This is a genomic window from Dethiosulfatarculus sandiegensis (assembly GCF_000931935.2).
Classification (GTDB): domain Bacteria; phylum Desulfobacterota; class Desulfarculia; order Desulfarculales; family Desulfarculaceae; genus Dethiosulfatarculus; species Dethiosulfatarculus sandiegensis.
Genome location: NZ_AZAC01000014.1, coordinates 169,398 through 192,031, shown reverse-complemented (window position 1 = coordinate 192,031; position 22,634 = coordinate 169,398). Strand labels below are relative to the sequence as shown.

At 54.6% G+C, this 22,634-nt stretch carries 16 protein-coding genes; 9 read left to right on the top strand and 7 right to left on the bottom strand.

Annotated features, from left to right (window positions below; all coding sequences use genetic code 11):
- Positions 1–9 precede the first annotated feature (9 nt).
- Both X474_RS10555 and rbp read right to left on the bottom strand, forming a co-directional pair.
- A complete protein-coding gene (locus X474_RS10555) occupies positions 10–2,223 on the bottom strand; it encodes a cache domain-containing protein (RefSeq protein WP_052515088.1) in 2,214 nt (737 codons plus the stop codon).
- A 265-nt stretch (positions 2,224–2,488) separates the two neighbouring features.
- Positions 2,489–2,758, bottom strand: a complete 270-nt coding sequence (gene rbp, locus X474_RS10550) for an RNA-binding regulator (protein ID WP_044348752.1) — start codon at positions 2,756–2,758, stop codon at positions 2,489–2,491.
- A gap of 1,227 nt (positions 2,759–3,985) precedes the next feature.
- Between rbp and X474_RS10545 the strand changes: the two genes are divergently transcribed.
- Positions 3,986–5,065, top strand: a complete 1,080-nt coding sequence (locus X474_RS10545) for a hypothetical protein (RefSeq protein WP_156360718.1) — start codon at positions 3,986–3,988, stop codon at positions 5,063–5,065.
- The gene (locus X474_RS10540) at positions 5,065–6,345 is read left to right on the top strand and encodes a c-type cytochrome (RefSeq protein WP_044348750.1); all 1,281 of its coding nucleotides are present in this window, start codon (positions 5,065–5,067) and stop codon (positions 6,343–6,345) included. Before X474_RS10545 ends, X474_RS10540 begins: the two co-directional genes overlap by 1 nt.
- Positions 6,346–6,434: 89 nt before the next feature.
- On the opposite strand, the gene X474_RS10535 is transcribed toward X474_RS10540, so the two are convergent.
- The 3 genes from X474_RS10535 to X474_RS10520 form a co-directional block, all read right to left on the bottom strand.
- The gene (locus tag X474_RS10535) at positions 6,435–7,934 is read right to left on the bottom strand and encodes a multiheme c-type cytochrome (RefSeq protein WP_044348749.1); all 1,500 of its coding nucleotides are present in this window, start codon (positions 7,932–7,934) and stop codon (positions 6,435–6,437) included.
- Positions 7,935–8,051: 117 nt separating this feature from the next.
- Entirely contained in the window at positions 8,052–8,567 is a 516-nt protein-coding gene (locus X474_RS10530) for a ferritin (protein ID WP_044348748.1), read from the bottom strand.
- A gap of 523 nt (positions 8,568–9,090) precedes the next feature.
- Positions 9,091–10,587: a pyruvate carboxylase subunit B gene (locus X474_RS10520; RefSeq protein ID WP_044348746.1), complete on the bottom strand. Its 1,497-nt coding sequence runs from the start codon at positions 10,585–10,587 to the stop codon at positions 9,091–9,093.
- A 222-nt stretch (positions 10,588–10,809) separates the two neighbouring features.
- On the opposite strand from X474_RS10520, the gene X474_RS10515 reads away from it, so the two are divergent.
- Positions 10,810–11,850: a DHH family phosphoesterase gene (locus tag X474_RS10515; RefSeq protein ID WP_044349070.1), complete on the top strand. Its 1,041-nt coding sequence runs from the start codon at positions 10,810–10,812 to the stop codon at positions 11,848–11,850.
- A 38-nt stretch (positions 11,851–11,888) separates the two neighbouring features.
- Here X474_RS10515 and X474_RS10510 read toward each other — a convergent pair whose 3' ends face one another.
- Complete coding sequence (locus tag X474_RS10510) at positions 11,889–12,392, bottom strand: ACT domain-containing protein (protein WP_044348744.1); 504 nt, start codon at positions 12,390–12,392, stop codon at positions 11,889–11,891.
- Positions 12,393–12,401: 9 nt separating this feature from the next.
- Positions 12,402–13,685: a phenylacetate--CoA ligase family protein gene (locus X474_RS10505; protein ID WP_052515086.1), complete on the bottom strand. Its 1,284-nt coding sequence runs from the start codon at positions 13,683–13,685 to the stop codon at positions 12,402–12,404.
- Between the two features lie 474 nt (positions 13,686–14,159).
- On the opposite strand from X474_RS10505, the gene X474_RS10495 reads away from it, so the two are divergent.
- The 6 genes from X474_RS10495 (at position 14,160) to X474_RS10470 (ending at position 22,619) form a co-directional block, all read left to right on the top strand.
- Positions 14,160–16,832 (top strand): molybdopterin-dependent oxidoreductase, encoded by a 2,673-nt coding sequence (locus X474_RS10495; RefSeq protein WP_044348741.1) that lies wholly within the window; start codon positions 14,160–14,162, stop codon positions 16,830–16,832.
- 26 nt (positions 16,833–16,858) lie between these two features.
- Entirely contained in the window at positions 16,859–17,335 is a 477-nt protein-coding gene (locus tag X474_RS10490; protein WP_044348740.1) for an NADH-quinone oxidoreductase subunit NuoE family protein, read from the top strand.
- Between the two features lie 3 nt (positions 17,336–17,338).
- Complete coding sequence (nuoF, locus tag X474_RS10485; RefSeq protein ID WP_044348738.1) at positions 17,339–20,464, top strand: NADH-quinone oxidoreductase subunit NuoF; 3,126 nt, start codon at positions 17,339–17,341, stop codon at positions 20,462–20,464.
- Between the two features lie 72 nt (positions 20,465–20,536).
- Entirely contained in the window at positions 20,537–21,190 is a 654-nt protein-coding gene (locus tag X474_RS10480) for a methylenetetrahydrofolate reductase C-terminal domain-containing protein (protein WP_044348737.1), read from the top strand.
- Between the two features lie 38 nt (positions 21,191–21,228).
- Entirely contained in the window at positions 21,229–22,116 is an 888-nt protein-coding gene (locus X474_RS10475) for a methylenetetrahydrofolate reductase (protein WP_044348735.1), read from the top strand.
- Between the two features lie 122 nt (positions 22,117–22,238).
- Positions 22,239–22,619 carry a response regulator transcription factor gene (locus X474_RS10470; protein WP_044348733.1) on the top strand — a complete coding sequence of 127 codons (381 nt, stop codon included), beginning with the start codon at positions 22,239–22,241 and terminating at the stop codon, positions 22,617–22,619.
- Positions 22,620–22,634 lie beyond the last annotated feature (15 nt).

Below are 22,634 nucleotides of genomic sequence, written 5' to 3'. Positions count from 1 at the left end.
CTTGGACCTTCAGCCCTTTTCCGGCCCACCCCAGGCGCGATTAAGCGGAATCTCCAAAACAAAGACAGCCCCGCCCATGGTGCTTGTCTGCACAGAGATTCTGCCGCCATGATCACTCACGATACGGTGACACAGACTTAAGCCGATACCGGATCCGTCTTTACGCCCAGTAAAAAAGGGGTCAAAAATGCGGGCTTTTGACTCAAGGGAGACCCCGGGACCGGAATCCGCCACCTTCATTATTACGACCCTGTCTGTGAACTCGGAAGAGATCTTGACTTTTTTAGAACCTTGTTGCTGTTCCAGGGCCTGCATGGCATTGGTGATCAGGTTCATGAAAACCTGTTCCAAACGCCCCGGGTCCACATGGACCAGCGGCAGATCGGGGTTCAGCTCAGTTTCAAGGCTTATGCCGCTCTTCCGCAGGCTGACCTGGGAAAGGTCCAAGGCATTTAACACCAGTTGATTAAGATTAACCCATTCCAGCATGGGTGCGCTGGGCCTGGAAAAATCAAGCACCCTTTTTATGACCCCCTCTGTCTTGGCACTGGCAGCCTGCATTTTAGTTATGACCGAAGCAACCTCGGGGTTGGGCGGATCCGTCAGCATACCCTCCAGGGCGGAGAGGTACATATTTATTCCCGAGAGGGGGTTTCTGATCTCATGGGCAATCCCCGCCGCGATCCTGCCCAAAGAAGCCATTTTGTCCTGGATGCTGACCATCTGTTCCAGTTCCTTGGCCTTGGTGATATTGAGCATGATCACTAAAAGGGAATCTTTTCCCTGGTAGGTGATATTCCTGGTGCGGCAATGCACCCAGCGGGCCTTTCTTTGATCGGAATCTTTTTCATAAGCAAGCCCGCTTAAATCCAGGTCCAGAAGCTGATCCGTGGTGGCGGTGGGCGAACCGGCCAGATCCAGTAGTTTCAACATATCCGCCGAAGCCCTTTTACGCAGCCTCTTTAGCGAAAGGGGCGGTCTCACCGGTCCCAGAATGCGTTCCTGTTCCGGATTGGCGTAAACAATGTCCCCCTGTTGCACAATGGTTATCCCCACCGGCACGTTCTCCACCAGGGTGCGGAAGTTTCGTTCGCTTTCTTCCAGGGCTTTGGTCATTTCTTTGCGCCTGGTGATATCTTCCAAAGTGCATAGAATTCCGACTATGCGGTCGTTCTGATCCTTAAGCGGTATGCGGTTACTGTCCATCCAAAGGGGCGCCCCCTTGGCCTTGGCATGGGATTCGATAATATGCAACTCAGGCACGCCCGCATTCATTACCCGGTGTTCACGCACCCTTGCCCAGCCACCCTCATCCTGGCCCCAGGCCAGTTCATGATCTGTCCGGCCCTTAACTGACTCCGGGTCGGTAAGCCCCACATGTTCGGCAAAGGCCCGGTTGCAGCCCATAAAGGAACCATTTTTATCTTTCCAGAAAATCAACTGGGGAATATTGTCGATAACCAGCCTCAGCATCCAACGTGAACTGCGATACTGGCTTTCCGCCTGTTTACGGCTCTTTTCAACGCGCATGCTTTGATAAACAATATAAAACTCCAAAAGGGCCACCAACCCGAGCACCGCCAGGCTTAAATAGGAAAGTCTTTTGGTGATCGCCGCCATACTGGCCGACACATCTTCTACATAAACGCCGGTTCCCACAATCCATTGCCAAGGCCCAAATCCCTTTACAAAGGAAAGTTTGGGTGCAACCCGCTCGGGATCATCTTTCCATTGCCACAGATAATCCACATATCCTTGACCCTTTTCTTTCACCACCCTGACAACTTCGCTGAAAAGCCGTTTTCCCTCGGGATCTTGAAATTCCGCCACGTCTTTCCCCTCAAGCTCGGGGCGGTAAGGGTGCATTATAATCTTGGGAGTGAAGTCGTTAATCCAAAAATAATCTTTATTTTCATCCCCATAACGCATGGCCCGTAAATGGGAGATAGCTTTTTGTTTGGCTTGGTCCCGGGTAAGTTCACCTTTTTCAAACAGTCCGTGGTAATAGGTCAAGGTGTTGACAGCCCCTTTAGTCAGCTCGTTTATCATCTCTCTTTTGCTGTCCATGTGGTTCTTTTCCAGGGCGGGCAGGATTTCCCAGAACAAGGCCGCAAAAAAAAGCACAATAGTGAGCGCTGCGGGCAAGGCCAATCCCAAGGAAGCATTGCGCAAAAAAGGTCTGCCCTGATACGACTGTTTATCCCTAAAAAAAGCCCGCCACATTTTGCCTCACCCGGGTTACGGATCATCTTTCAGGCATCACGATAGCAAATTATCAGGCGTAAGGAGATTTTTTTGATCTGAAAACCGGGGGATCAGACTTGCAGAACAGCCGGGGGGAGGTGTTTTCAGCCTTATGCCGAAAACCTGATAAAGGAAAGAACCGAATAACGGGTTGCGCAAAATGCGGAATATAAAAGACCGGCGCTTCCCAACTTAAAGCGGGAAGCGCCGGTCTTTTTTAGTAAGTTTTCTGGACGGTGCTCAACTACCAGTTACGCGGTGGCCTGGGCTGACGGGGGCGGGCTTCGTTAACGCGAAGGGCCCTACCCTGAAGTTCTGAGCCATTCATGGCCTGGATGGCTTCGTCAGCGGCGCCTTCATCCATCTCCACGAAACCAAAACCACGGGACCGGCCGGTGTCACGGTCGGTGATCACCCTGGCGGAAAGGACCTCACCGTACTGCTCAAAAGCAGCTCTCAGGTCCTCATCAGTGGAAGAATAGGACAGGTTGCCCACGTAAATGTTCTTTCCCATAACTTTAAGACTCCATCAAAAAAAACAGAAAAATCACACATCCCCCACCTGGAGAGTGCAAGAACCCCACCAGACGTAACTTTTTGCTAAGATTGGAGGCACGAATGCACCGACAGATCTAGCGGAAGGTTGCGACAAAGCGGTCGGATTCCTCTTGAGTATATCTAGCTCACTGTCATTGTCAACATTTTTTTGCCTCTGCAGGACATGGTTTTTATTTTTCCAGATAGACAGTTATGAGTAGAGAAAACAGCCGTTTTATATTTCTTATAATTATCGGCTTTCCGCAATTTAACACGTCAAAAACAATGTCTAAGAAAAAAGAACTATTACCACTTATGTATAGAGGGCCTTTTCATGGAAACCATCTGTCGGGTATATTTTATTAATATTTAACAATCACTGGGCAAAGCCAGCACAAAACCATTTAAGACATTAAAAACACAAGACTAATTTAAAGACACAACCTCCATGACAACACCAAAAACACTCCGGCGAAAGATTCGGAATTATCTGGAAAAGCAGCATACCTTCGCACCTGTATAGGTTTATCTCTCAAAGAAAGATAGGCGACCCAAGGCCCGGTCCATGGAAAATCAAAGGTGGGGAAACAATCTGTCGGCAAAGATGATTTCAGAATAAAGACTCTTCATGGCGTTTTAGTAGAGGCTTGAACCACAGCAAACTTAATCAGAGATAAGCAATTTGAAACAGTATTTCATTTTACAAAACCGGTTTATTTTCCTCTGTTTTTTCTTGAATATACCTTGACCTCACAACCAGCCGGGGCACACCCTCCAACATATTTTTAATGACTTCCGTTCTTTTTCGAGAAGCGCCTTCGACTAATCCGACGGCGTCTTTTCAATTCATATCTTTACCTAAGGGTTCCACAAAGGAAAGCACTCCACGAGCTATTCCCCCTGAAGGTAGGTGTTTATCTTCTTTGACATGGGTAAGACAAAAACTTATCCTTAGAATGAGTTCGATTAGATTTATATGATTTATTTGATTAGGGTTTATATTGCAAAACCATTATCCCGCCCCTCACCGCAAACTGGGCAACAATGGGGCTGCCGGGCGAGCTGGTTTACACCGGCCTTTAAAGCCGGACAAACAGCAACCGCCCTGCTCCCAAGTCTCTGAAGAACTCCGGGAACTTTTTAAAAAGTTTTCAGGGTGGCGCAAACGATGGTGTATTCCGACACATCTCCTGGGAGGATATTCATGGACGTTAGCCTGTTGATACCAGCCCCAGATACTCTTCCCGCTCCGGGGTGGCTCATGAACGCCCTTTTGATCATCACCTTCACTATTCACATCCTGCTAACCAATGCCATGCTCGGCGCAGGCATGATCGGGTTTTTCCACTGGGGGAAATGGCCGGGCTCCGTACCAACCGCTGATCTTGACCGTGGCTTGGCCAAAAGGACTGCGGCCGGTATTGCCTTGGCGGTTAACTTCGGTGTGGCCCCGCTTTTATTCATGCAGGTCATCTATGGCCAGTTCATCTATGTCAGCTCGGTTTTAATGGCTGTTTTCTGGGTATCCATCTTCATCCTGGCCATAGCCGCGTATTACGCGGTTTACGCCTCTGACCTGGTTTATGAAAAGCTCGGGCCAAACACCCGCTGGCTCATGGCCCTGGCTGTGGTTTTAATGATCCTGGTTGGTTGGTTCTTCACCAAAAGCATGGTCCTGATGATAAACCTTGAAGCCTGGCCGCAGTATTTCGCCGCGCCCGGCGGTGCCATGATGCAGACCCAAGACCCCAGCACTTTACCCAGGTATCTGCATTTCGTGGCAGCTTCGGCCGCCTTGGGAGGGCTCGCCCTGGCTCTTTGGGGAAGGCGTAAAAAAAATACAGGCCACCTTGAGACTGGCCGGGCCATGATGAGCCGGGGCCTTGTCTGGTATGGAGTCGCCACCATAATCAACTTTGTTATTGGAGCCTGGTATCTCGGCTCGCTTCCCCCTGATGTACTGGCCCAGATCTTTGGGCCGAACAAATTGACCATGCTGGTGTTTCTGTTAGGAGTGGTGGCCGGCTTGGGTTCCATACCGGCAGCATTCAGCAGGCAGATTCATTTCACGGTCTGGCTTTCGGTGATCTCCGTTTTATTCATGGTGCTCTTCAGGTATGCGGTAAGGGAGGCCTACCTTTCCCCTTACTGGCAGATCGACCAGTTGCCGGTTCAGACTCAGGCCTCGGCCCTGGTGGTGTTTCTCCTGGTCCTTTTTCTGGGGATCTGCCTGTTGGGTTACAGCCTTAAGCTGCTTAAAATTCGGCAAAAGGAGGTGGGCTGATGAATTATCCGGTATGGGAAATGCTCTCCACGGGCGGCGGCCTTCTGATCGCCATTGTATCGGCAATTCACGTTTATATAGCCCACTTTGCAGTGGGAGGCGGTTTGTTTCTGGTCTGGACGGAAAGAAAATCCTACGCGGAAAACAATCCGACCATGACCGAATATATAAAGAAGCACACCAGGTTCTTTCTCTTGCTCACCATGGTTCTGGGGGCCATGACCGGGGTCGGCATCTGGCTGACCATAAGCGCGGTGCATCCGGGCGTAACCTCACTTATGATCCACAATTTCGTCTTTGCCTGGGCCAGTGAATGGGTGTTTTTCACTGTAGAGATAGCCACTCTTTTGATCTATTACTACACCTTTGGCAAGATGAGCCGCCAAAACCACCTGAAAATCGGCTGGATATACTTTGCCGCCGCCTGGCTCTCCCTGGTGATCATAAACGCGATTATCAGTTTCATGCTCACACCCGGGGATTGGGTTAAAACCAAAAACTTCTGGGACGGGCTTATCAACCCCTCCTTTTTACCCTCCACTCTTTTCAGGACAGCCCTGGCCGTCATGCTGGCAGGTCTTTACGGCTACCTCACTTCGATAAATCTTAAAGATGAGAGTCTGCGCCGGACCATGGTGCGCTACTGTTCCAGGTGGGTGGTCCTGCCGCTTATAGTTCTGATCCCCACCGGCTGGTGGTACCTGGAGGTGATTCCGCCTGCCGCCCGGGAAATGATAAGCGGCGGAGTTCTGGACCCGGCCTATTTTGCCAACTGGGTTCTCTACCTCACCCCGATCATCATAATCGGCGCTTTGGTAATGGCCGCCAGGCTGCCTCTTAGCATGCAAAGCGCCCTGGCGGTCGGTCTTTTCATTCTTGGCTTTCTGGGTATGGGGGCTTTTGAATATGTGCGGGAAACCAGCCGCAGGCCCTATGTGGTCTATGATCACATGTATTCCAACGGCCTTTTGAAAGACCAGGTTGCCCAAAGCAGGGAACAGGGCGTACTCACAGCTGCCCGTTGGGTCAAGACAACCCAAATTAACGACCAAAACCAAGAACAGGCAGGCAGGGAGCTTTTCCGGCTGCTCTGTGTTTCCTGTCACTCCATGGGCGGCCCCAGGAATGATATCCTGGTTCAGACCAAATCCATGGACCAGGCGGACCTGCTCAAGATCATGCAGACCATGGGCGGGAAAAGGGCCTACATGCCGCCCTTCCCCGGCAATGAGCTTGAAAAAACCACCTTGGCCGATTATCTGGTCAAGAAAACGCCCTGACCGAATTAGCAGGCTATAAAGCCTGTAAATAAACGGAGAACAGCCCGGCGAAAGGCAAATCGCCGGGCTGTTCTAATGATGATCAGGGGCTATTTTTTCGTGGAGCCTTGATCCAGACGTTTTTGCATCTCCAAAAGACGGTTGGAAAGCTGCCACCTGCCGTCGGCAAAGGTGCCGTAGTCAGCACCGGCCATGGCTGCGGCCAGGCGAATATTGTTGGCATAGATCAGCCACTGCCCAGCCCAGAGCCTTTCCAAGGATTCGTTGAACATGCTGTCCTTCTGGTCAAGGCCCTTGACCTGCCCCTTTTCCCAGGCCTTGGCCAGCGTTTGCGTGGAGGCCTTTACCATCTGGTTGGTATAGTCAATGGTGTTATCCAGCCTGGCAAAATGCCCTTCCACCCAACCCGAGGCATGGCAGGAGAGGCAGATGCCGCTCATAGCCTCACGCCTTTTTTGTTTTTCCTTTTCACCGATCAAAAACTTCTCCGCCTCTTGCCCGGACAAAGTGGTGGGCAGAGGCAGGTTGTCCGCATTTTTAATGATCGAGGTGTCCGGACTCTTGGGATGGGAATGGGCGTAAATCAGGCCCAAAAGCCGGTTTCCCAGGCGATCGTTCATGCGGTGGGTTCTTTTTGCCACCACATTGCCCGCGGGGTCTGTCACCAGGCTTATATGGCAGGCCGCGCAGGTGGGGGCATTGTAATCTTTGCCCGCCACCCAGGGTACGGATTTGAAATTCCACTTATGACCCAATGATTTATATAAGTTGCCGTGCTTGCTCACCTCATAGACCTTATAGGCCGGAACATCCGGCCCCTTGTGGCACTCCGAGCAGGTGGCCGGTTTGCGGGCCATTTCAATGGAAAAGGTGTGTCTTGAATGACAGGCCGCACATGAGCCCTTGCTCTTGTCCGGGTTTATACGCCCCACCCCGTGGTTGGGCCAGTTGGACCATACGGGGAACTCGAATTCTCCTAAGTCGGTCACCACCTTGCGCACGCCCTTTTGCTCCACCTTGGCGCCATGGCAGTAAAGGCATGAATCCGCCAGGTCCATATCCAGGGGAGGTGTATGGGCCAGACCGGACGGCTTGAACTTGAAACGGCCGGCCACCTGTTTGACCAAGTCCAGATAAACCGGGTTATTCATCAGATTGCCGTGGGCCTGGGACATGATATTTTCAGCGTATTGGGAAACCTCCTTGGGATGACACTGGGCGCAGTCCCGAGGTGAAACCACGGTATGGACCATGAATTCATCATGCTGAAAAGCGTCCGGGTGCTCCACTGTGCCGATATGGCATTCAGCGCAGCCCACTGCAAAGTTTTTGAATTCCTCGGGCGCCTTGTCCCCGGCCGAGACCCTTTGTTCAAGCTCGGGCCGCTTAAGCCCCCGAGCCACGGTTGTCCGGGCGTGAGCGCTTTTTTCCCAGCCGGCCACAATTCCGGGAGTTGCCTCGCTGTGGCAGTCCAGGCAGGACTGGGTCGCCTCACTTATGGGCGGGGATTGCTCGGCCGCAAGGGCCGAATTCACACAAAAACCGAAAACAAAAAGTAAAAGGCACCCCAAAAGCAAACATCGCTTCATTTAATTATCGCTCCAACAAAATTTCTATTAACCCCGGGCAATAAAGGGAAAAGACAAAGACCGGGCACGGCCTTCCAGAAAACAGTCATTGCCCAGGGCCTTTTAATGGGGTCAGGATTAAATCGTCAGGCCCACGGGCATGGTGAACGCCCGGGCAGCCAGCTCTTTATCCAGCATAAACAGGCCTCCGGCCGCATTTGCGACCATCTTGAGCTGCCCCACCAGGTCCTGGGCGTTGGCCTCTTCCTCCACCTGCTCATTTACAAACCACTGCAAAAAGCTGAAACTGGCGTGATCTTTTTCCGCCTGGGCCAGGTCCACCAGATCATTGATCCTTTTGCTCACCACCTTTTCATGCTCCAGCACCTGCTCGGCCACGGCCAGGGGAGACTCCCAGTCAGTGGCCGGGCCGTCTATGGGCATTAGCCTTACCCGGCCGCCCCTTTCACTGACAAACTGATTCATTTTCAAGACATGGCTCAGCTCTTCCTGGGCCTGGACCTTGAGCCAGTGGGCAAAACCCGGCATGGGAAGAGCCTCGCAATAGGTTGCCATGGACATATAAAGGTAAGAGGAATAAATCTCCCACTTGATCTGCTCATTAAAGGCCTTTTCCATTTTTTCGCTAAGCATTTTGCCCTCCCTCGGCCAAAGCAAGTCATTGGAAAAACACATACAACCGGCTGTTTTTATTTAAAGGCACTTATTTATTGTTTTAGCCTTGGTTTTTTAAAATAGCAAGACGGTTATTATAACTACAGATAAACCGCCGAAACAAAAAGATAATCGCAAATATATTGTATCTAGAAAACAAGGCGCTCATAAAACCGGAAACTGAAAAATTATAACCTTAAATAAGCTGAAACAGGCAACCAATCAGGCCTGCATGCTGCACATATCTTCTTTTTGTTTTCCATTTTACAACCTGAAAAAGCCAAAAGCGGAATTAAGGGGCAAAAGCAGCGGCCAATCCAAAACCGGTCAGGCACTATAAGAAGAAGACAAATAAACTATGACAGAAAGCTTACTACGGGAGCACTTTTTTTTCGCGGCGTCAAGCTTACCGCCTTTTTGATAAAACGCTTCCAAAACATGAAAAGCCGCCGCCCCTTCCCGGAGCGACGGCTTTAACAACAAGGCAATTTAAAGAAAAAGGTTATTTACCTTTTTTATACTCTTTCATGCAATCATCCATGGCCTTGTCTTCCGCGGCTACGTCTTCCAAGGTCTTGCCTTTCATCTCGGCAGGCATCTCTTCCACACCGCGTTTAATCTTGACAAACTGGGTGCCGGTGACATCGTAGATGGCGCTGGTCATCACATCCCAGTCATCTGAACCGGGGATATCCGCCACCCTCTTCTTGGCGGCTTCCATTTCAGGCTCGAGCACGTCGGCCGGACGCCCGTCAAAAGGCTCGGTGCCGCGGGAATAGCCGCGCAGGCATTTGGCCCGCACTTCCGGGTCGGGTTTGGTGGGGGTCTTGCCGTAAAGGCCGTAGACCAGGTCCTTGACCTGGTTGGTCACCATCTTGTACCTGCCAAAGAGTACGTTCAAAACAGACTGAACGCCCACAATCTGGCTGGTGGGGGTGACCAGAGGCGGGGTGCCGAGATCCTTTCTGGCCTGCGCCACTTCTGCGTATACCTCGGGTAGGCGGTCCAGGGCTCCGGCCTGCTTCAACTGGCTCACCAGGTTGGAGATCATGCCGCCGGGCACCTGGTGCACCAAAACGCCGGTATCTATGGTGGCCATGCGGTTGGTGGCCATATAGTCGCGATATTTGGGAGCAATTTTCTCCAGATGCTCGCCCATGGTCAGCATGGCCTTAAGATCCATGCCCGTATCCCTGGGGGTTCCCTCCATGGCCACAATCATGGGCTCCACAGCGGGATGGCTGGTGCGCAGAGCAAACGGAGCCAGGCAGCAGTCTATGATGTCAACACCAGCCTCGGCGGCCTTTAAACAGGACATACTGGCCATGCCGCTGGTGTAATGGGTGTGCAGATGCAGGGGCAGATCGACCTTTTCCTTAAGCGCTTTGATCAGGGTGTAGGCGTCATAAGGCGCGATCAGGCCCGCCATATCCTTTACGCAGATGGTATCCGCGCCCATCTCGACCAGTTGCCTGGCCTTATCAAGGTAGTAAGCCAGGCTGAAGACCTCGCCGCCCAATTTGCGCTCGGTCAGGGAGTAGCAGATAGTGCCCTGAAAATGCTGGCCATTGGCCTTGATGCGCTCGACCACTGTCTCAAAGTTGCGGTAGTCGTTAAGGGCGTCGAACACCCTGAAGACGTTGATCCCGGCTTCACAGCTTTTGTCCACAAATTCCCGGGCCACATCGTCGGCATAGTTTCTGTAGCCCACCAGGTTCTGACCGCGCAGCAGCATGGAGAAAGGAGTATTCTTGGCATATTTTCGCAGAATCCTGGGACGCTCCCACGGATCCTCACCCAAAAAGCGGCTCATGGAGTCAAAAGTGGCACCGCCCCAAACCTCCAAAGCCCAGAAGCCGGCCTCGTCCAATTGCTCGGCAATCGGGACCATGTCCTCTGTGCGCATACGGGTCGCGAACAAGGACTGATGACCATCGCGAAGCGTCAGGTCCTGAATCTTCAGTGGAGCGGTGTTACCATTCCATAGATCATTGCTCATGTTCCTTACTCCCTGGGAAAAGTATGTTGAAAGGTTTTATGGACTGTATTAAAAGGCATCTTTAAAATGACTCCTTAATCGGCAATTATCCCAGAGGCCTTAGGGAGGTCAAGGGATAAATCGGTTTTTTACATTTGGTTTTGGATAGTAGTACACCCCTTTAGTTAATGGTATTCTTGTTAATTATTAACCACGATAAATAGCGGCCTTTTGAAAATGACAATGAAGAATCAAACGCCCAATGCCAAGCCGCGCAGTCTGCCCGAACAAAGTCGCAGGTTATTGGCCCAATTCAGTTCCGAAGACCGTGTTTTGATCGCCATTGAAGCGGACCCGGATTCTTTGGCCTCCGCTCTGGCCATGAAAAGGCTTCTATGGCGCAAAGTAGCCCAGGTGGTGATTGCCTGCGCCAATGAAATAGACCGGCCGGACAATCTGACCATGGTGCGACTGTTGAATATCCCCTTAGAGCAGCTGCAAAAGCAAAATCCGGATGATTTTACCAAGCGAGTGCTTCTGGACAGTCAGCCAAACCACAATGAGCTTTTTGAGAAACTGGATGCTCAGGTGATCATTGATCACCATCCCCTGGCAGAAAACAGTCATAAAGCGGATTATCTGGATGTACGCTCCCGCTACGGGGCTAACTCTTCTATTATGACTGAATATTTAAGAGGAGCCAAGATAACTCCGTCCACCCGGCTGGCAACAGCACTGGTGTACGGCATTAAAAACGACACAGGCGGGTTCCAGCGCCCCACCCTGGAGCAGGACGTCAAGGCCTTCAGGTTCCTCTTTCCCAAAGCCAACCAGTCTGTTCTGCGCAAGATTGAATTCAGTGAGATGAGGGTCAAGGACCTGGCCATCCTGCGCCTGGCCCTGGACCGGGCGGTCATTAAAAAGCACTGGCTTTATGCCTATTTAGGAGAAGTAAACTCCCCGGACAACCTGGTTCAGAACGCGGATTTCTTCCTCAAGGTGGATAATGTCGATTCCTGTGCGGTGAGCGGAATTTACGGTGAGAACCTGGTGATAATCATCAGAAACGCCTCACCCCGTTTCAGCGCGGGCAAACTGGCCCAAACAGCCTTTGGGGAGATCGGCTCGGCAGGCGGGCACAAAACCGTGGCCCGGGCCGAGGTGCCGGTGGCCAAGGTTATGAGCCTTTTGAGAAAGCACGATGAACATGCCCTGGGCAGATTCGTGATCCGCCGCCTGACCAACGCCAGAAAATGGAAAAAGAAAAAGCCGGCCAACGGCTGAACCGCAGGCCAACCGGCAGGCTGTCTGTGGGCGGCCTGCTAATATTCCTTGGGCCTTTTCTTAACCTGAAAAGGCGCGTCAAAGGATTCATTCAGGGCCTGGACCGCCGCATCCAAATGCCCTCCCTCCACCACACACGATACGCTGGAAATGGAAGTGGCAATGGCCAATGGACCCACCCCCACCGAGGCCACCGCCATGAACATCATGCCCGGGATTCTGGGTTTTTCCCTTAAATGGGGGCCAAAGACACTGATAACCGCCACATCGGGATGATAGGTCACCCCCTTGGCCTGGACCTTTGGCTTTACGGCCTCGAGCACCGAAAGGGCATGGTCCAGGTCCTTCTGGGCTATGACCATGGCGAAATTGCCTGCGTCATCCAGATCAAAACTCTGCACCAAAAGCTCCAGGTTTATACCGGCCTCGGCCAGGGAGGCGCAGACAGCCCCGGCAGCCTCGGGATTCGAGGGAACACTAAGGAGCTTGACCAGGGCCCTGCCGTCACTCTGCATTATGCCGCCGATCTTGACCTTTTCCATGCCGCCACCCTATTCCCAGGTCCTTTTGTCATCGATTTTCTTGTGAAAATCAGGGATAGAGCCCTGCCGAACCACCCTGGCCTCGCCCTTTATGGTTAACAGGTCCTTTAAATCCCTTTCCAGGCGGGCCTTTAAAATATCCTTTTTGGGGTAATCATCTGCCACCTCCACCACCATGCTCATGTGGTCGGTGTGGTCTTTTCTGGTGATTATCACCTGGTACTTGAAGATCTCCGGATACTTGGCCGCGATTTCGTCGGTCTGCCAGGGATGCAGAAAAGTGCCCCTCACCTTGGTTGCCTGATCAACCCTGCCCAGGACCTTGCGCAGAACCCCACTGGTTCGGCCGCAGGCGCAGGGCTCTTGGGCCCAAAGGGAAAGATCGCCTGTGGCCAGGCGCACCAGGGGATAGACAGGATTAAAGGTGGTGGCCACAATCTCCCCAGCCACTCCCTTGGGTGCGGCCTTGCCCGTGGCCGGGTCCACCACCTCGACCAGCACATTGTCCGGCACATGAAGCCCCCGGGCCAGGCTGCACTCATAGCCCAGGCAGCCGAGAAACACAGTGCCGTAGGCCTGGCGTATCTCCATTCCCAGTTTTTCCTGCAACCTTTTGCGCAAGGACTCGGGCAGCATCTCAGCCCCGACCATGGCCTTATCAAGGGCCAGGTCTTTTTTCACATCCAGCCCCATGCCCTCGGCCCTTTGGGTGAGGGTCATCAAGAAACTGGGGGTGCCCATAAAGGCATTGACCTTGAGATCCTTTATAATCTTCACCTGCATCAGGGTGTTGCCCACTCCTGTGGGAGCCACGGTGGCGCCCACCATTTTGGCGGACTCGTCCATCATGAAGGCATAGGGCCACAGATGATAATTAAAGGTGTTTATCACCAGGTCGCCGGGTCCGAAGCCTGCCGCGGCCAGGGCCTCGGCCCAGGAGGTATCCTCATAATCCCATTCACCGGGCTGGAAAATGCGGCCCGGATTGATATAGACCCGACGGACCCGGGAGGGGTCAACCGTCTCAAAACCGCCAAAGGGAGGTCGGCTCCTTTGCCGCTCTACAATATCCTGCATACGCAGGATGGGAATTTTTTCCAGGTCATCAAAGCCTTTTATATCTTCGGCTTCAATTCCCGCCTTGGCCAGAATCTCGGCATAGGCAGGCGAATTTTTCGCCGCATGCCTGAAAGTGGCTAAAAAGCGTTTTTCCAGGCCGGAAAGCCTCTGTTCCCAGGCCAGGGTTTCCTGCTCCTGGTTCCAGAACCGCCCTTTATCCGCTCTGGTCTTCATGGCAGCCTCCCGACAGTTTTCTGAAAAAAACTGTTCTATGGATTCGTCCCGGCCTGTTCGAATTTCCGCGCCGGCGGCGATATTTTTTTGTTCGGCTTAAAAACCCACCATCCCCACAGATAAAACAACAAACCCATCTCCAAGCATCGGCTATTACAAACCTTCTGGTCAAGCCCCCAAAGCCCTTTAAAGATGGCGGCCTTTATAAACCCTGTTGCCTTCACCCCATTATTACTGACTCGGCCTGAATAATCTTGACAAAAAAAGTCGAGATTTCGGAAAATGTGAAAAAGCGCCGGATTCCTCCCGGAAAATCGAAAAACAGATTTCCGCATCAAAGGACATGCTTTAAGCGCCTGGAACATAAAGCCAAGGCATGACCATATGAACCACAGATAAAGACCGGCTCAGGAATTTTCCGCTCAGATAAACGGCCCCTTGCCCATGCGCTCAATCAGGGAAAGGAGAGCCCGCGTGCAAGCTGTCACCCTCACCCTAAACGGACAGACCATAAGCGCCCGCGCCGGAAGCACCATTTTAGAGGTGGCCCGCATCCACGGGATATACATCCCCACCCTCTGCCATGCGGATTTTCTGCGCCCCATCGGGGCCTGCCGCATCTGCCAGGTGGAGGACAAAAAAAGGGGAGTGGTGGTCCCGGCCTGTGTCACCAAGATCACAGACAACATGGAGATTGAAACCGACTCGGAGAGGGTCAAGAGAAACCGGCTCAATATTCTGCGGCTTTTAATGGCCTCTCACCCTGAATCCTGTCTGGTCTGCGAAAAGGGCAACACCTGCGAACTTAGGGCCCTGGCCGCCAAGCTGGGCCTGGGCGATCACGGCCTGGACCGCATGCCCTATCATCCCCGCACCGAAGACCGGGGTCCTTTCATGGCCCGCGACCTAAGCAAATGCATCATGTGCGCAAAGTGTCTCAGGGCTGACCAGGACCTGGTGGTCGAAGGGGTGATCGATTACAACAAACGCGGATTTGACGCCCATCCGGCCACCCTGTTCTCGCTTCCCCTGGACGCGGCGGCCTGCACCTTTTGCGGCACCTGTCTTGAGGTCTGTCCCACCGGTGCGATCTATGAAAAGGGAAAGCCGCTTATAAACCATTCGGCAGAGACCGCGGAAAGCATCTGTCCCTTTTGCGCCTGCGGCTGCGGTTTGAGCCTCAGCCACAACCATCAAACAGTCATAAGCGTAAAAGCCGGCCTCAGAAAAAACGGACCGGCCAGCCACACCTTGTGTGTGAGGGGCCGTTTCGGCCTGGACCACCTTAACAGCCCCCAGCGCCTGGCAACCCCGCTTTTGAGGTACAAAAACGGATTCGAGCCCATCAGCTGGGACCAGGCCATTCAGACCATGCAGCAAAAATTCGGCGATCTGGCCAAGGAACACGGCCCGGATTGCCTGGGTTTTTTGGGCGGGGTCAAAAGCACCAACGAGGAAAACTATCTCCTGCAAAAACTGGCCCGGATTGCCTTTGGCACCAACAACCTGGACAGCTCATCCGCCTTGTACTGGACGCCGTTTGCCCAAACCATCTTAAAGGCCACGGGCTTTGCCGCAGGCGCCATCACCCTGGCGGATCTGGAAAAAACAAGCCTCATAATGCTGATCGGAACAGACCTCACCCAGGAGGCTCCGCTGGCCGGATATGCGGTAAAGCGGGCCGTGAAAAAAGGGGCCAGGCTGATTGTCCTGGACCCGTTGCGTCATCAATTAACCTCTCGGGCGGACTTTTTCTTAAATCCCCAGCCAGGCGGGGAACTGAACCTGCTTTTGGCCCTTATCAAAACTCTCCTGGATCAGGATCTGATTAATCACGAATTTGTGGACTCCAAAACCAAGGGGCTCACAGAGATGATCCAGGAGCTTGAAAAAATCAAGTTTCCCGCTGAGCCGGAAAGCAACGGGGTTGAGCCTGAATTGATTGAACAGGCGGCCAAGGCCCTAAGCAGGGCGGAGAGCGCCTGCCTGGTCTTTGGCAAAAGGCTGATGAGCTTGCCGGATTCCGTTGCCCTGGCCGGGGCGGTTGTCAATCTGGCCCTGATCACCGGCAACCTGGGGCGGGAAGGCGCGGGCATATTGCCGGTCTTAAGCGATGCAAACAGCCAGGGCTCTTTGGATATGGGGCTCAGCCCCAAGTTGTTGCCCGGCCACAGGCCGGTGGACGACAGCCAGGCCCAGGCCCAGTTGAAAAGGCTTTGGGGCAAAGAGCCGCCAAACCAGGCCGGGCTTGACTATGACGCCATGATTAAAGCCGCAGACCAAGGCGACTTGAAGGGTCTTTTCCTGCTGGCCGAAAACCCGGTGGAGACCTTGCCCGCCGGAGACGATGTTGCCAAGGCCCTGGACAAGCTGGAGTTCCTGGTGGCTTGCGACATGTTCCTCACCAAGAGCGCCCGCCAGGCAACCCTGGTCCTGCCCTTGCGGGGGCCAGCCGAGACAGGCGGAACCATGACCAGCCTGGAGCGCAGGGTCAAGGCCTTTGCCCCTGCAATTCCTTCGCCAGGGGATTTCCCGCCTTTATGGCAGGTGCTGACCAGGCTGGCCGCGTCCCTGGGCCATGACTGGGGTTACAAATCCGTGGATGAAATCATGGCCGAGATCCAAAGGGCAGCGCCCCTTTATCACGACTTGAGCACCCGGGATCTGGAGGACCGCTCCTCTATCTGGCCCGTTCCGGGCAACGAGCTGGTGGCAGACACCCTGCCCCACGGCATTGGTTTGCCCGACGGTCAGGCGGTTTTCCAGCCCATGCACCAGGTTCACAAACCCCAGCCGGTGATCAAGGGATACCCCTACACCCTGTTTGTGGGGCTTGACCTGCCCCACTTTGGCCAGGGCGTGCGCACAGGCCATTCCCCGCGCATGATAAAGGCCCAGTCCACAGCCTTTGCCGGTATGGCCCCCAAAGACTATGAGCGCCTGGAGCTTACCCCCGAAGACCAGATCCTGATCCGTTCGCCCCAAGGCAGCCTCAAGCTGCCGGTGAGGCCGGACCCCAGGCTGGACAAGGGCATGGTCTTTATATCCGCAGCAGCCCCGGCGGCCCAGGTCAACCATTTATTTGAAGCAAACTCAAGCCCGGCCAGGCTGCCCTGTTATTGCAGGGTGAGCCTGCGCAAGGTGTGAAAGCACATAATCAGGAGGCAAAAGCCATGCAAGCGCCGGAACCGGACCTGAAAAAACTGGCAGGCATTTTAAAAGGATTTAAGGGCCAGAAGGACCTTATTCCGGCCCTGCAGGCAGTGCAGAAAGAGTACGGCTATGTGCCGCCCCAGGCCGTGGTCCAGGTGGCGGAGCACTTAAAGGTTTTTCCCAGCCAGATTCAAGGCGTTCTCTCCTTTTATTCCATGTTCCACACCGAGCCCAGGGGCAAGAACCTGGTGACTGTATGCAGGGGCACGGCCTGCCACGTGCGCGGCGGCAAGGGTGTGCTCCGGGTGGTGCAGAACGAACTTGAACTCAAGGACGGCGAAACAGACGAGGATTACCGCTTCACCCTGGAGACCGTGGCCTGTCTGGGGGCCTGCGCCCTGTCGCCGGTGATGGTGGTGAACGGCCAGGTATATGGCCGCTTAAACCCCAGGCGCATTCAAGACACCATAGACCTTTACCGCCAAGAGGAGAAGTAGGCCATGGAAAGGCTCGCCTCGGTTCGGGATCTTGAACGCCTGCGGCAGTCCCTTTCCCTGTTTGAGGATAAAAAGGGCATAACCGTGAATGTCTGCGTGGACACCGGTTGCGCGGCCCTTGGCGCGGTGCGCATCTTTGAGCAGTTCAAAAGTGAGCTGGACAAAAGGAAATTGAACAACAAAATCGAGCTCAAGCCCACCGGCTGCCCCGGATTCTGTCAAAGGGGGCCTTTGGTGGTGATCAATCCCCAGGACATCTTTTACCAGCAGGTGGCGCCCGAGGATGTTAACGACATAATCGACCAGACCCTTTTGCAATACAACATTCTGGGGCGTCTGCTTTACCCCGACCCCCGCACAGACAAACGCTATATCTATTCCAGCGAAGTTCCCTTTTACGCCAAGCAAAAACGCCTGGTCATGGCGGATAACGGCATCATAGACCCCAACAGCATGGAGGATTACCTGAAACGGGGGGGCTATGAGGCCCTGGCCAGGGTGCTTTCCAAGATGGGCCCCGAAGAAGTGATCGACGAAGTGGAAAAAGCGGGCCTAAGGGGCCGGGGCGGAGCCGGTTTTCCCACGGGCACCAAATGGCGCTTTTGCCGCCAAAGCCCGGGAGAGGAGAAATACCTTATCTGCAATGCCGATGAAGGCGATCCCGGCGCTTTTATGGACCGCACCCTTTTGGAGGGCAACCCCCACCTGGTTCTGGAAGGCATGATCATCGGCGGCTATGCCATGGGCTCCCAAGAGGGCTATGTGTATGTAAGGGCCGAGTATCCCACGGCCATAAGGCATCTGGAAACCGCGCTGGCCCAATGCCGGGACCTGGGCCTTTTGGGCGAAGACATCCTGGGCTCGGGCTTTGATTTCAATATCTCGCTTAAAGTGGGGGCCGGGGCCTTTGTCTGCGGTGAGGAAACCGCGCTGATGCGCTCCATTGAAGGCGAACGGGGCATGCCCCGGCTGAGGCCCCCTTTCCCGGCCCAATCCGGGCTTTGGGGCAAGCCCACCAACATAAACAACGTGGAGACCTGGGCCAATGTGCGCCAGATCATTGTAAACGGCTGGGAAACCTTTCACTCAATCGGCAATGAATCCAGCAAGGGAACCAAGATTTTTTCTTTGACCGGGCGCATAAACAACACCGGCCTGGTGGAAGTGCCCATGGGCATCACCCTGCGCGAGGTGATCAACGACATAGGCGGAGGCATTCCCAAGGGGCGCAAGTTCAAGGCCGCCCAGATGGGCGGCCCGGCCGGAGGCTGCATCCCGGCCCGGTTCCAGGACCTGCCGATCGATTACGAGTCTTTAAAAAGCGTGGGCTCCATGATGGGCTCCGGCGGTATGATCATCCTGGATGAGAACACCTGCATGGTGGATTTGGCCAAGTTTTTCCTCACCTTCACTCAAAGCGAATCCTGCGGCGAGTGCTTCCCCTGTCGGCTCGGCACCAAGCAGATGCTCTCCATCCTCACCCGCATAACCAGCGGCCAGGGCAAACCCGGCGACATAGAGACCCTTTTGGAGATCGGCGAGACTGTGCGCGACTCCTCTCTCTGCGGACTGGGCCAGGGCTGCGCAAACCCGGTTTTGAGCACCATAAAATATTTCCGCGAGGAATACGAAACCCATATCAAGGAACTCAAATGCCCGGCCGCGGCCTGCGACGCCATGGTTATCTCGGCCTGTCAACACGCCTGCCCGGCGGGCATAGACGTGCCGAACTATGTGGCCGCCGTGGCCAGGGGTGACCATGAACGGGCGGTTGCCATCATAAGGGAGAGAAACCCATTCGCAGCGGTTTGCGGCCGCATCTGCGTGCACCCTTGCGAGATGAAATGCAGGCGGGGCGAGCTGGACGAGCCGGTGGCCATAAGGGCGCTTAAACGCCACGCTACAGACCGGGTGCGCAAAAAAGGGCCGGAGCACCTCGCGCCCTATCCCATCACTCAAAAAAAACAGGCGGCAGTGGTGGGAGCAGGCCCGGCCGGGCTGACCTGCGCCTATTTCTTACGCAAAATGGGTTACAAAACCACTGTATTTGAAGCCAAGGACCGGGCGGGCGGCATGCTTAGCGTAACTGTGCCCGAATTCCGTTTGCCCAGGCCGATCATAGAACAGGATATTGACTACATCCAAAAGCGCGGGGTGGAGATTCGCTTTAATGCTCCCATAGACAAGAATAACTCCGTTCACCACCTGCTTGAACAGGGCTTTGACGCGGTCTTCATTGCCGCCGGAGCCCAGGCGGCCCGCACGGTGGGCATACCCGGCGAAGAGGCGCATCCCCAAGGGCTCTACTATGGCCTGGACTTCCTTTCCCAGGTCAAGGCCGGTTCGCCCCCGCCTTTGGGCGAGCGGGTTCTGGTTATCGGCGGCGGCAATGTGGCCGTGGATGTGGCCCGGACCTGCCGCAGGCTAGGCGCGCCGGAAGTGCGCATGATCTGCCTGGAGGCCAGGGACGAGATGCCCGCCTGGGAAAAGGAAGTGGAAGAGGCCTTGAGCGAAGGGATCATGCTGGAAAACTCCTGGGGACCCAGGCAGCTTGTTATCAGCAGCCAAAAGGTCACCGGAGTGGAGTTCATGGCCTGCACCCGGGTCTTTGACATGGAGGGGAGATTCAACCCGGCCTACGAGGACCAAGTTCGGCAAAAATTTGCCTGTGACACGCTTTTGATATCCATAGGCCAGGCCCCGGACTTGAGTTTTCTTTCCGAGGACGAAGGCCTGGAACGGGCGGTTTGGGGCACCTTGCAGGTGGATGAAAACACCCTTGCCACCAATATCCCCCAGATTTTCGCGGGCGGCGATTTCACCACCGGCCCCACCTTTGTGATCCGGGCCGTGGCCTCGGGCAGGCGGGCCGCCCTGGCCATTGCCAAATACTTAAAAGGTGATGAGACCCGGGTTGAGATTCCGGACGAAAAAAGCTCCCTCGGCCAGGATGACCAGCTTCTTTCCCAACAGGAGGCCGAGACCCCGCTCACCGGCCGGGTGCCGATAACCATTGAGGAAGCCAGGGAAAGGGTGCGTGATTTCAGGGAAGTTGAATCAGGCTATTCCGAAGAACAGGCCAGGAGCGAAGCCAGGCGCTGCCTGCGCTGCGACCTTGAGGGAGAATAAACAAAGCGGGCAACCACGCGGTTGCGGGCCTTTTGCCCAAAGCCGCGTCAAGCGCCCGCCGGGAGGCGGCAGATGATCCGCTCTATTACCAAGGCCAAGGATCAGGAAGAACTTAAACGGCTGTTGAACGGGCTTACCCGGCTTTTTGTGGCCGGCTGCGGCACTTGCGCCACCCTTACCCATACCGGCGGGGTGGAGGAAGTGGAATCCATGCGGCTTTGGCTCATGGAAAACGGCAAAATCGTGACCAGCACCACGGTGATCCCCGTGGCCTGCGACCAGCTCAGCCATGAAATTCTGGAAGAGCATGAAAAGGCCCTAAAGTCGGCGGACGCCATTTTGGTGATGAGCTGCGCCTATGGGGTGCAGACCCTGGCCACCCAGACCGGCAAGATGGTTATACCCGCCCTGGACACTGTTTTTGTGGGCAAGGAGACGGCCCAAGGGGAGTTCCAGGAGGCCTGCGAACAGTGCGGGGACTGCATCCTGGGCGACACGGGCGGCATATGCCCGGTAACCGCCTGTCACAAGGGGCTGGTCAACGGGCCTTGCGGGGGCACCAACCACGGTAAATGCGAGATCGACCCGGATAAGGATTGCGCCTGGACCGGCATTTACCTGCGGCTTTCCGAACTGGGCAAGCTGGACCGCATGCGCCGTTATCAAGAGCCCAAGAACTACAATGTGGAACCAAAGCCGGGCAAAATCCGCCTGACCAGCGGCTAGCACGGCTGTTTTATCAAACCGGTAAGGAGAGCCCCACCATGCGCACATTCAAGGAAGTGCTTGAATCAGGGGAGTTTGTAATCACTGCCGAGGCCGCCCCGCCCAAGGGGGTGAATCTGGAAAAGATGAAGCACCATATCGAGCTTTTGCGGGACAAGGTGCACGCAGTGAACATAACGGACCATCAGAGCTCTGTTATGCGCTATCCCTCCTTGGGCGGAGCCCTTCTGGCCAGGGAAATGGGGGCTGAACCTATCCTGCAGATGACCTGCCGGGACCGGAACCGCCTGGCCCTGCAGGCAGATCTTTTGTTTGCCGCCTCCAGGGGGGTGAACAACGTGCTTTGCCTTACCGGTGATTCCGTGGTGGTGGGGGACCACAAAGAGGCCAAGGGTGTTTTTGACCTGGAATCCAGCCAGCTTGTGCGCACCGTGAAAAATCTGCAAAAGGGCTATGACATGGCGGGCAACCGCCTGGACGGGGCGGTGGATTTCTGCGTGGGCGCGATAGTCACCCCGGAGGCGGACCCTCTGGAGCCTCAGAAGATCAAGTTTGAAAAGAAAATCGAATCCGGGGCGGAGTTTATCCAGACCCAGGCTATCTATGATATGGAGAAATTTAAATCTTTTATGGACTATGCCCATGGGTTTAATGTTAAAATTCTGGCTGGGATTATCCTTTTGACCTCAGCGGGCATGGCCCGGTTTATGAACAAAAACGTGCCCGGCGTGCTGGTGCCGGAGAGCCTGATAAAGGAAATGGCCGAAGCGCCCAAGGGCCACGCCCTGGCCACGGGCATAAAGATCGCGGGCCGCATGGTGAAACAGCTCAAAGAGGAAAACCTTTGTCACGGCGTGCATATCATGGCCATTGGCAAGGAAGAGCTGGTGCCGGAGATTCTGGCCGCCGCCGAGGTGAGCATTTAGGCAAGACAGTTCCGGAACCCAAAGGAGGCAAGAACGGCTCTTTGCACGGTTCCGGGTGTTTCAAATGAGATGGGGCGATAAGGCAAACCCAAGTTGAGCTATTGGTGTAACTGGAGGAGAGTATGGGCAAGAGAATCTTGATTGTCGATGATGATCCGGATCTGGTGGAAGCTGTAAGCATGCTCCTGGAGGCTGAAGGCATGGAGCCCATTCAGGCCTATGGAGGAGTGGAAGGCCTGGCCAAGGCCAGGAGCGAAAACCCGGACCTGATTGTCCTGGATATCATGATGCCGGACAAGGACGGCTACCAGGTGGCCAAGGAACTGGCCAAGGACGACGCCCTAAGCGAGCTGCCGGTGATCATGCTCACCGCGGTGACCGAATATGTGGGAGACACCAGCTATTCCCACGCCAGCGGCAAGGATCTGGTGGCTGACGACTTCTTTGAAAAGCCGGTGGATCCAAGCGCCCTAGTGGCCAGAATCCTGGAGCTGGTGAGCTAGGCCCCCTAAAGGGCC

Excerpts from the sequence above, each read along its gene's own strand:
- X474_RS10505 (WP_052515086.1), bottom strand. The coding sequence starts at position 13,685 with ATGAAGACCAGAGCGGATAAAGGGCGGTTCTGGAACCAGGAGCAGGAA.
- X474_RS10470 (WP_044348733.1), top strand. The coding sequence starts at position 22,239 with ATGGGCAAGAGAATCTTGATTGTCGATGATGATCCGGATCTGGTGGAA.
- X474_RS10530 (WP_044348748.1), bottom strand. The coding sequence starts at position 8,567 with ATGCTTAGCGAAAAAATGGAAAAGGCCTTTAATGAGCAGATCAAGTGG.
- X474_RS10545 (WP_156360718.1), top strand. The coding sequence starts at position 3,986 with ATGGACGTTAGCCTGTTGATACCAGCCCCAGATACTCTTCCCGCTCCG.
- X474_RS10475 (WP_044348735.1), top strand. The coding sequence starts at position 21,229 with ATGCGCACATTCAAGGAAGTGCTTGAATCAGGGGAGTTTGTAATCACT.
- X474_RS10535 (WP_044348749.1), bottom strand. The coding sequence starts at position 7,934 with ATGAAGCGATGTTTGCTTTTGGGGTGCCTTTTACTTTTTGTTTTCGGT.
- X474_RS10540 (WP_044348750.1), top strand. The coding sequence starts at position 5,065 with ATGAATTATCCGGTATGGGAAATGCTCTCCACGGGCGGCGGCCTTCTG.
- X474_RS10480 (WP_044348737.1), top strand. The coding sequence starts at position 20,537 with ATGATCCGCTCTATTACCAAGGCCAAGGATCAGGAAGAACTTAAACGG.
- X474_RS10510 (WP_044348744.1), bottom strand. The coding sequence starts at position 12,392 with ATGGAAAAGGTCAAGATCGGCGGCATAATGCAGAGTGACGGCAGGGCC.
- X474_RS10520 (WP_044348746.1), bottom strand. The coding sequence starts at position 10,587 with ATGAGCAATGATCTATGGAATGGTAACACCGCTCCACTGAAGATTCAG.
- X474_RS10490 (WP_044348740.1), top strand. The coding sequence starts at position 16,859 with ATGCAAGCGCCGGAACCGGACCTGAAAAAACTGGCAGGCATTTTAAAA.
- rbp (WP_044348752.1), bottom strand. The coding sequence starts at position 2,758 with ATGGGAAAGAACATTTACGTGGGCAACCTGTCCTATTCTTCCACTGAT.
- X474_RS10555 (WP_052515088.1), bottom strand. The coding sequence starts at position 2,223 with ATGTGGCGGGCTTTTTTTAGGGATAAACAGTCGTATCAGGGCAGACCT.
- X474_RS10515 (WP_044349070.1), top strand. The coding sequence starts at position 10,810 with ATGAAGAATCAAACGCCCAATGCCAAGCCGCGCAGTCTGCCCGAACAA.
- nuoF (WP_044348738.1), top strand. The coding sequence starts at position 17,339 with ATGGAAAGGCTCGCCTCGGTTCGGGATCTTGAACGCCTGCGGCAGTCC.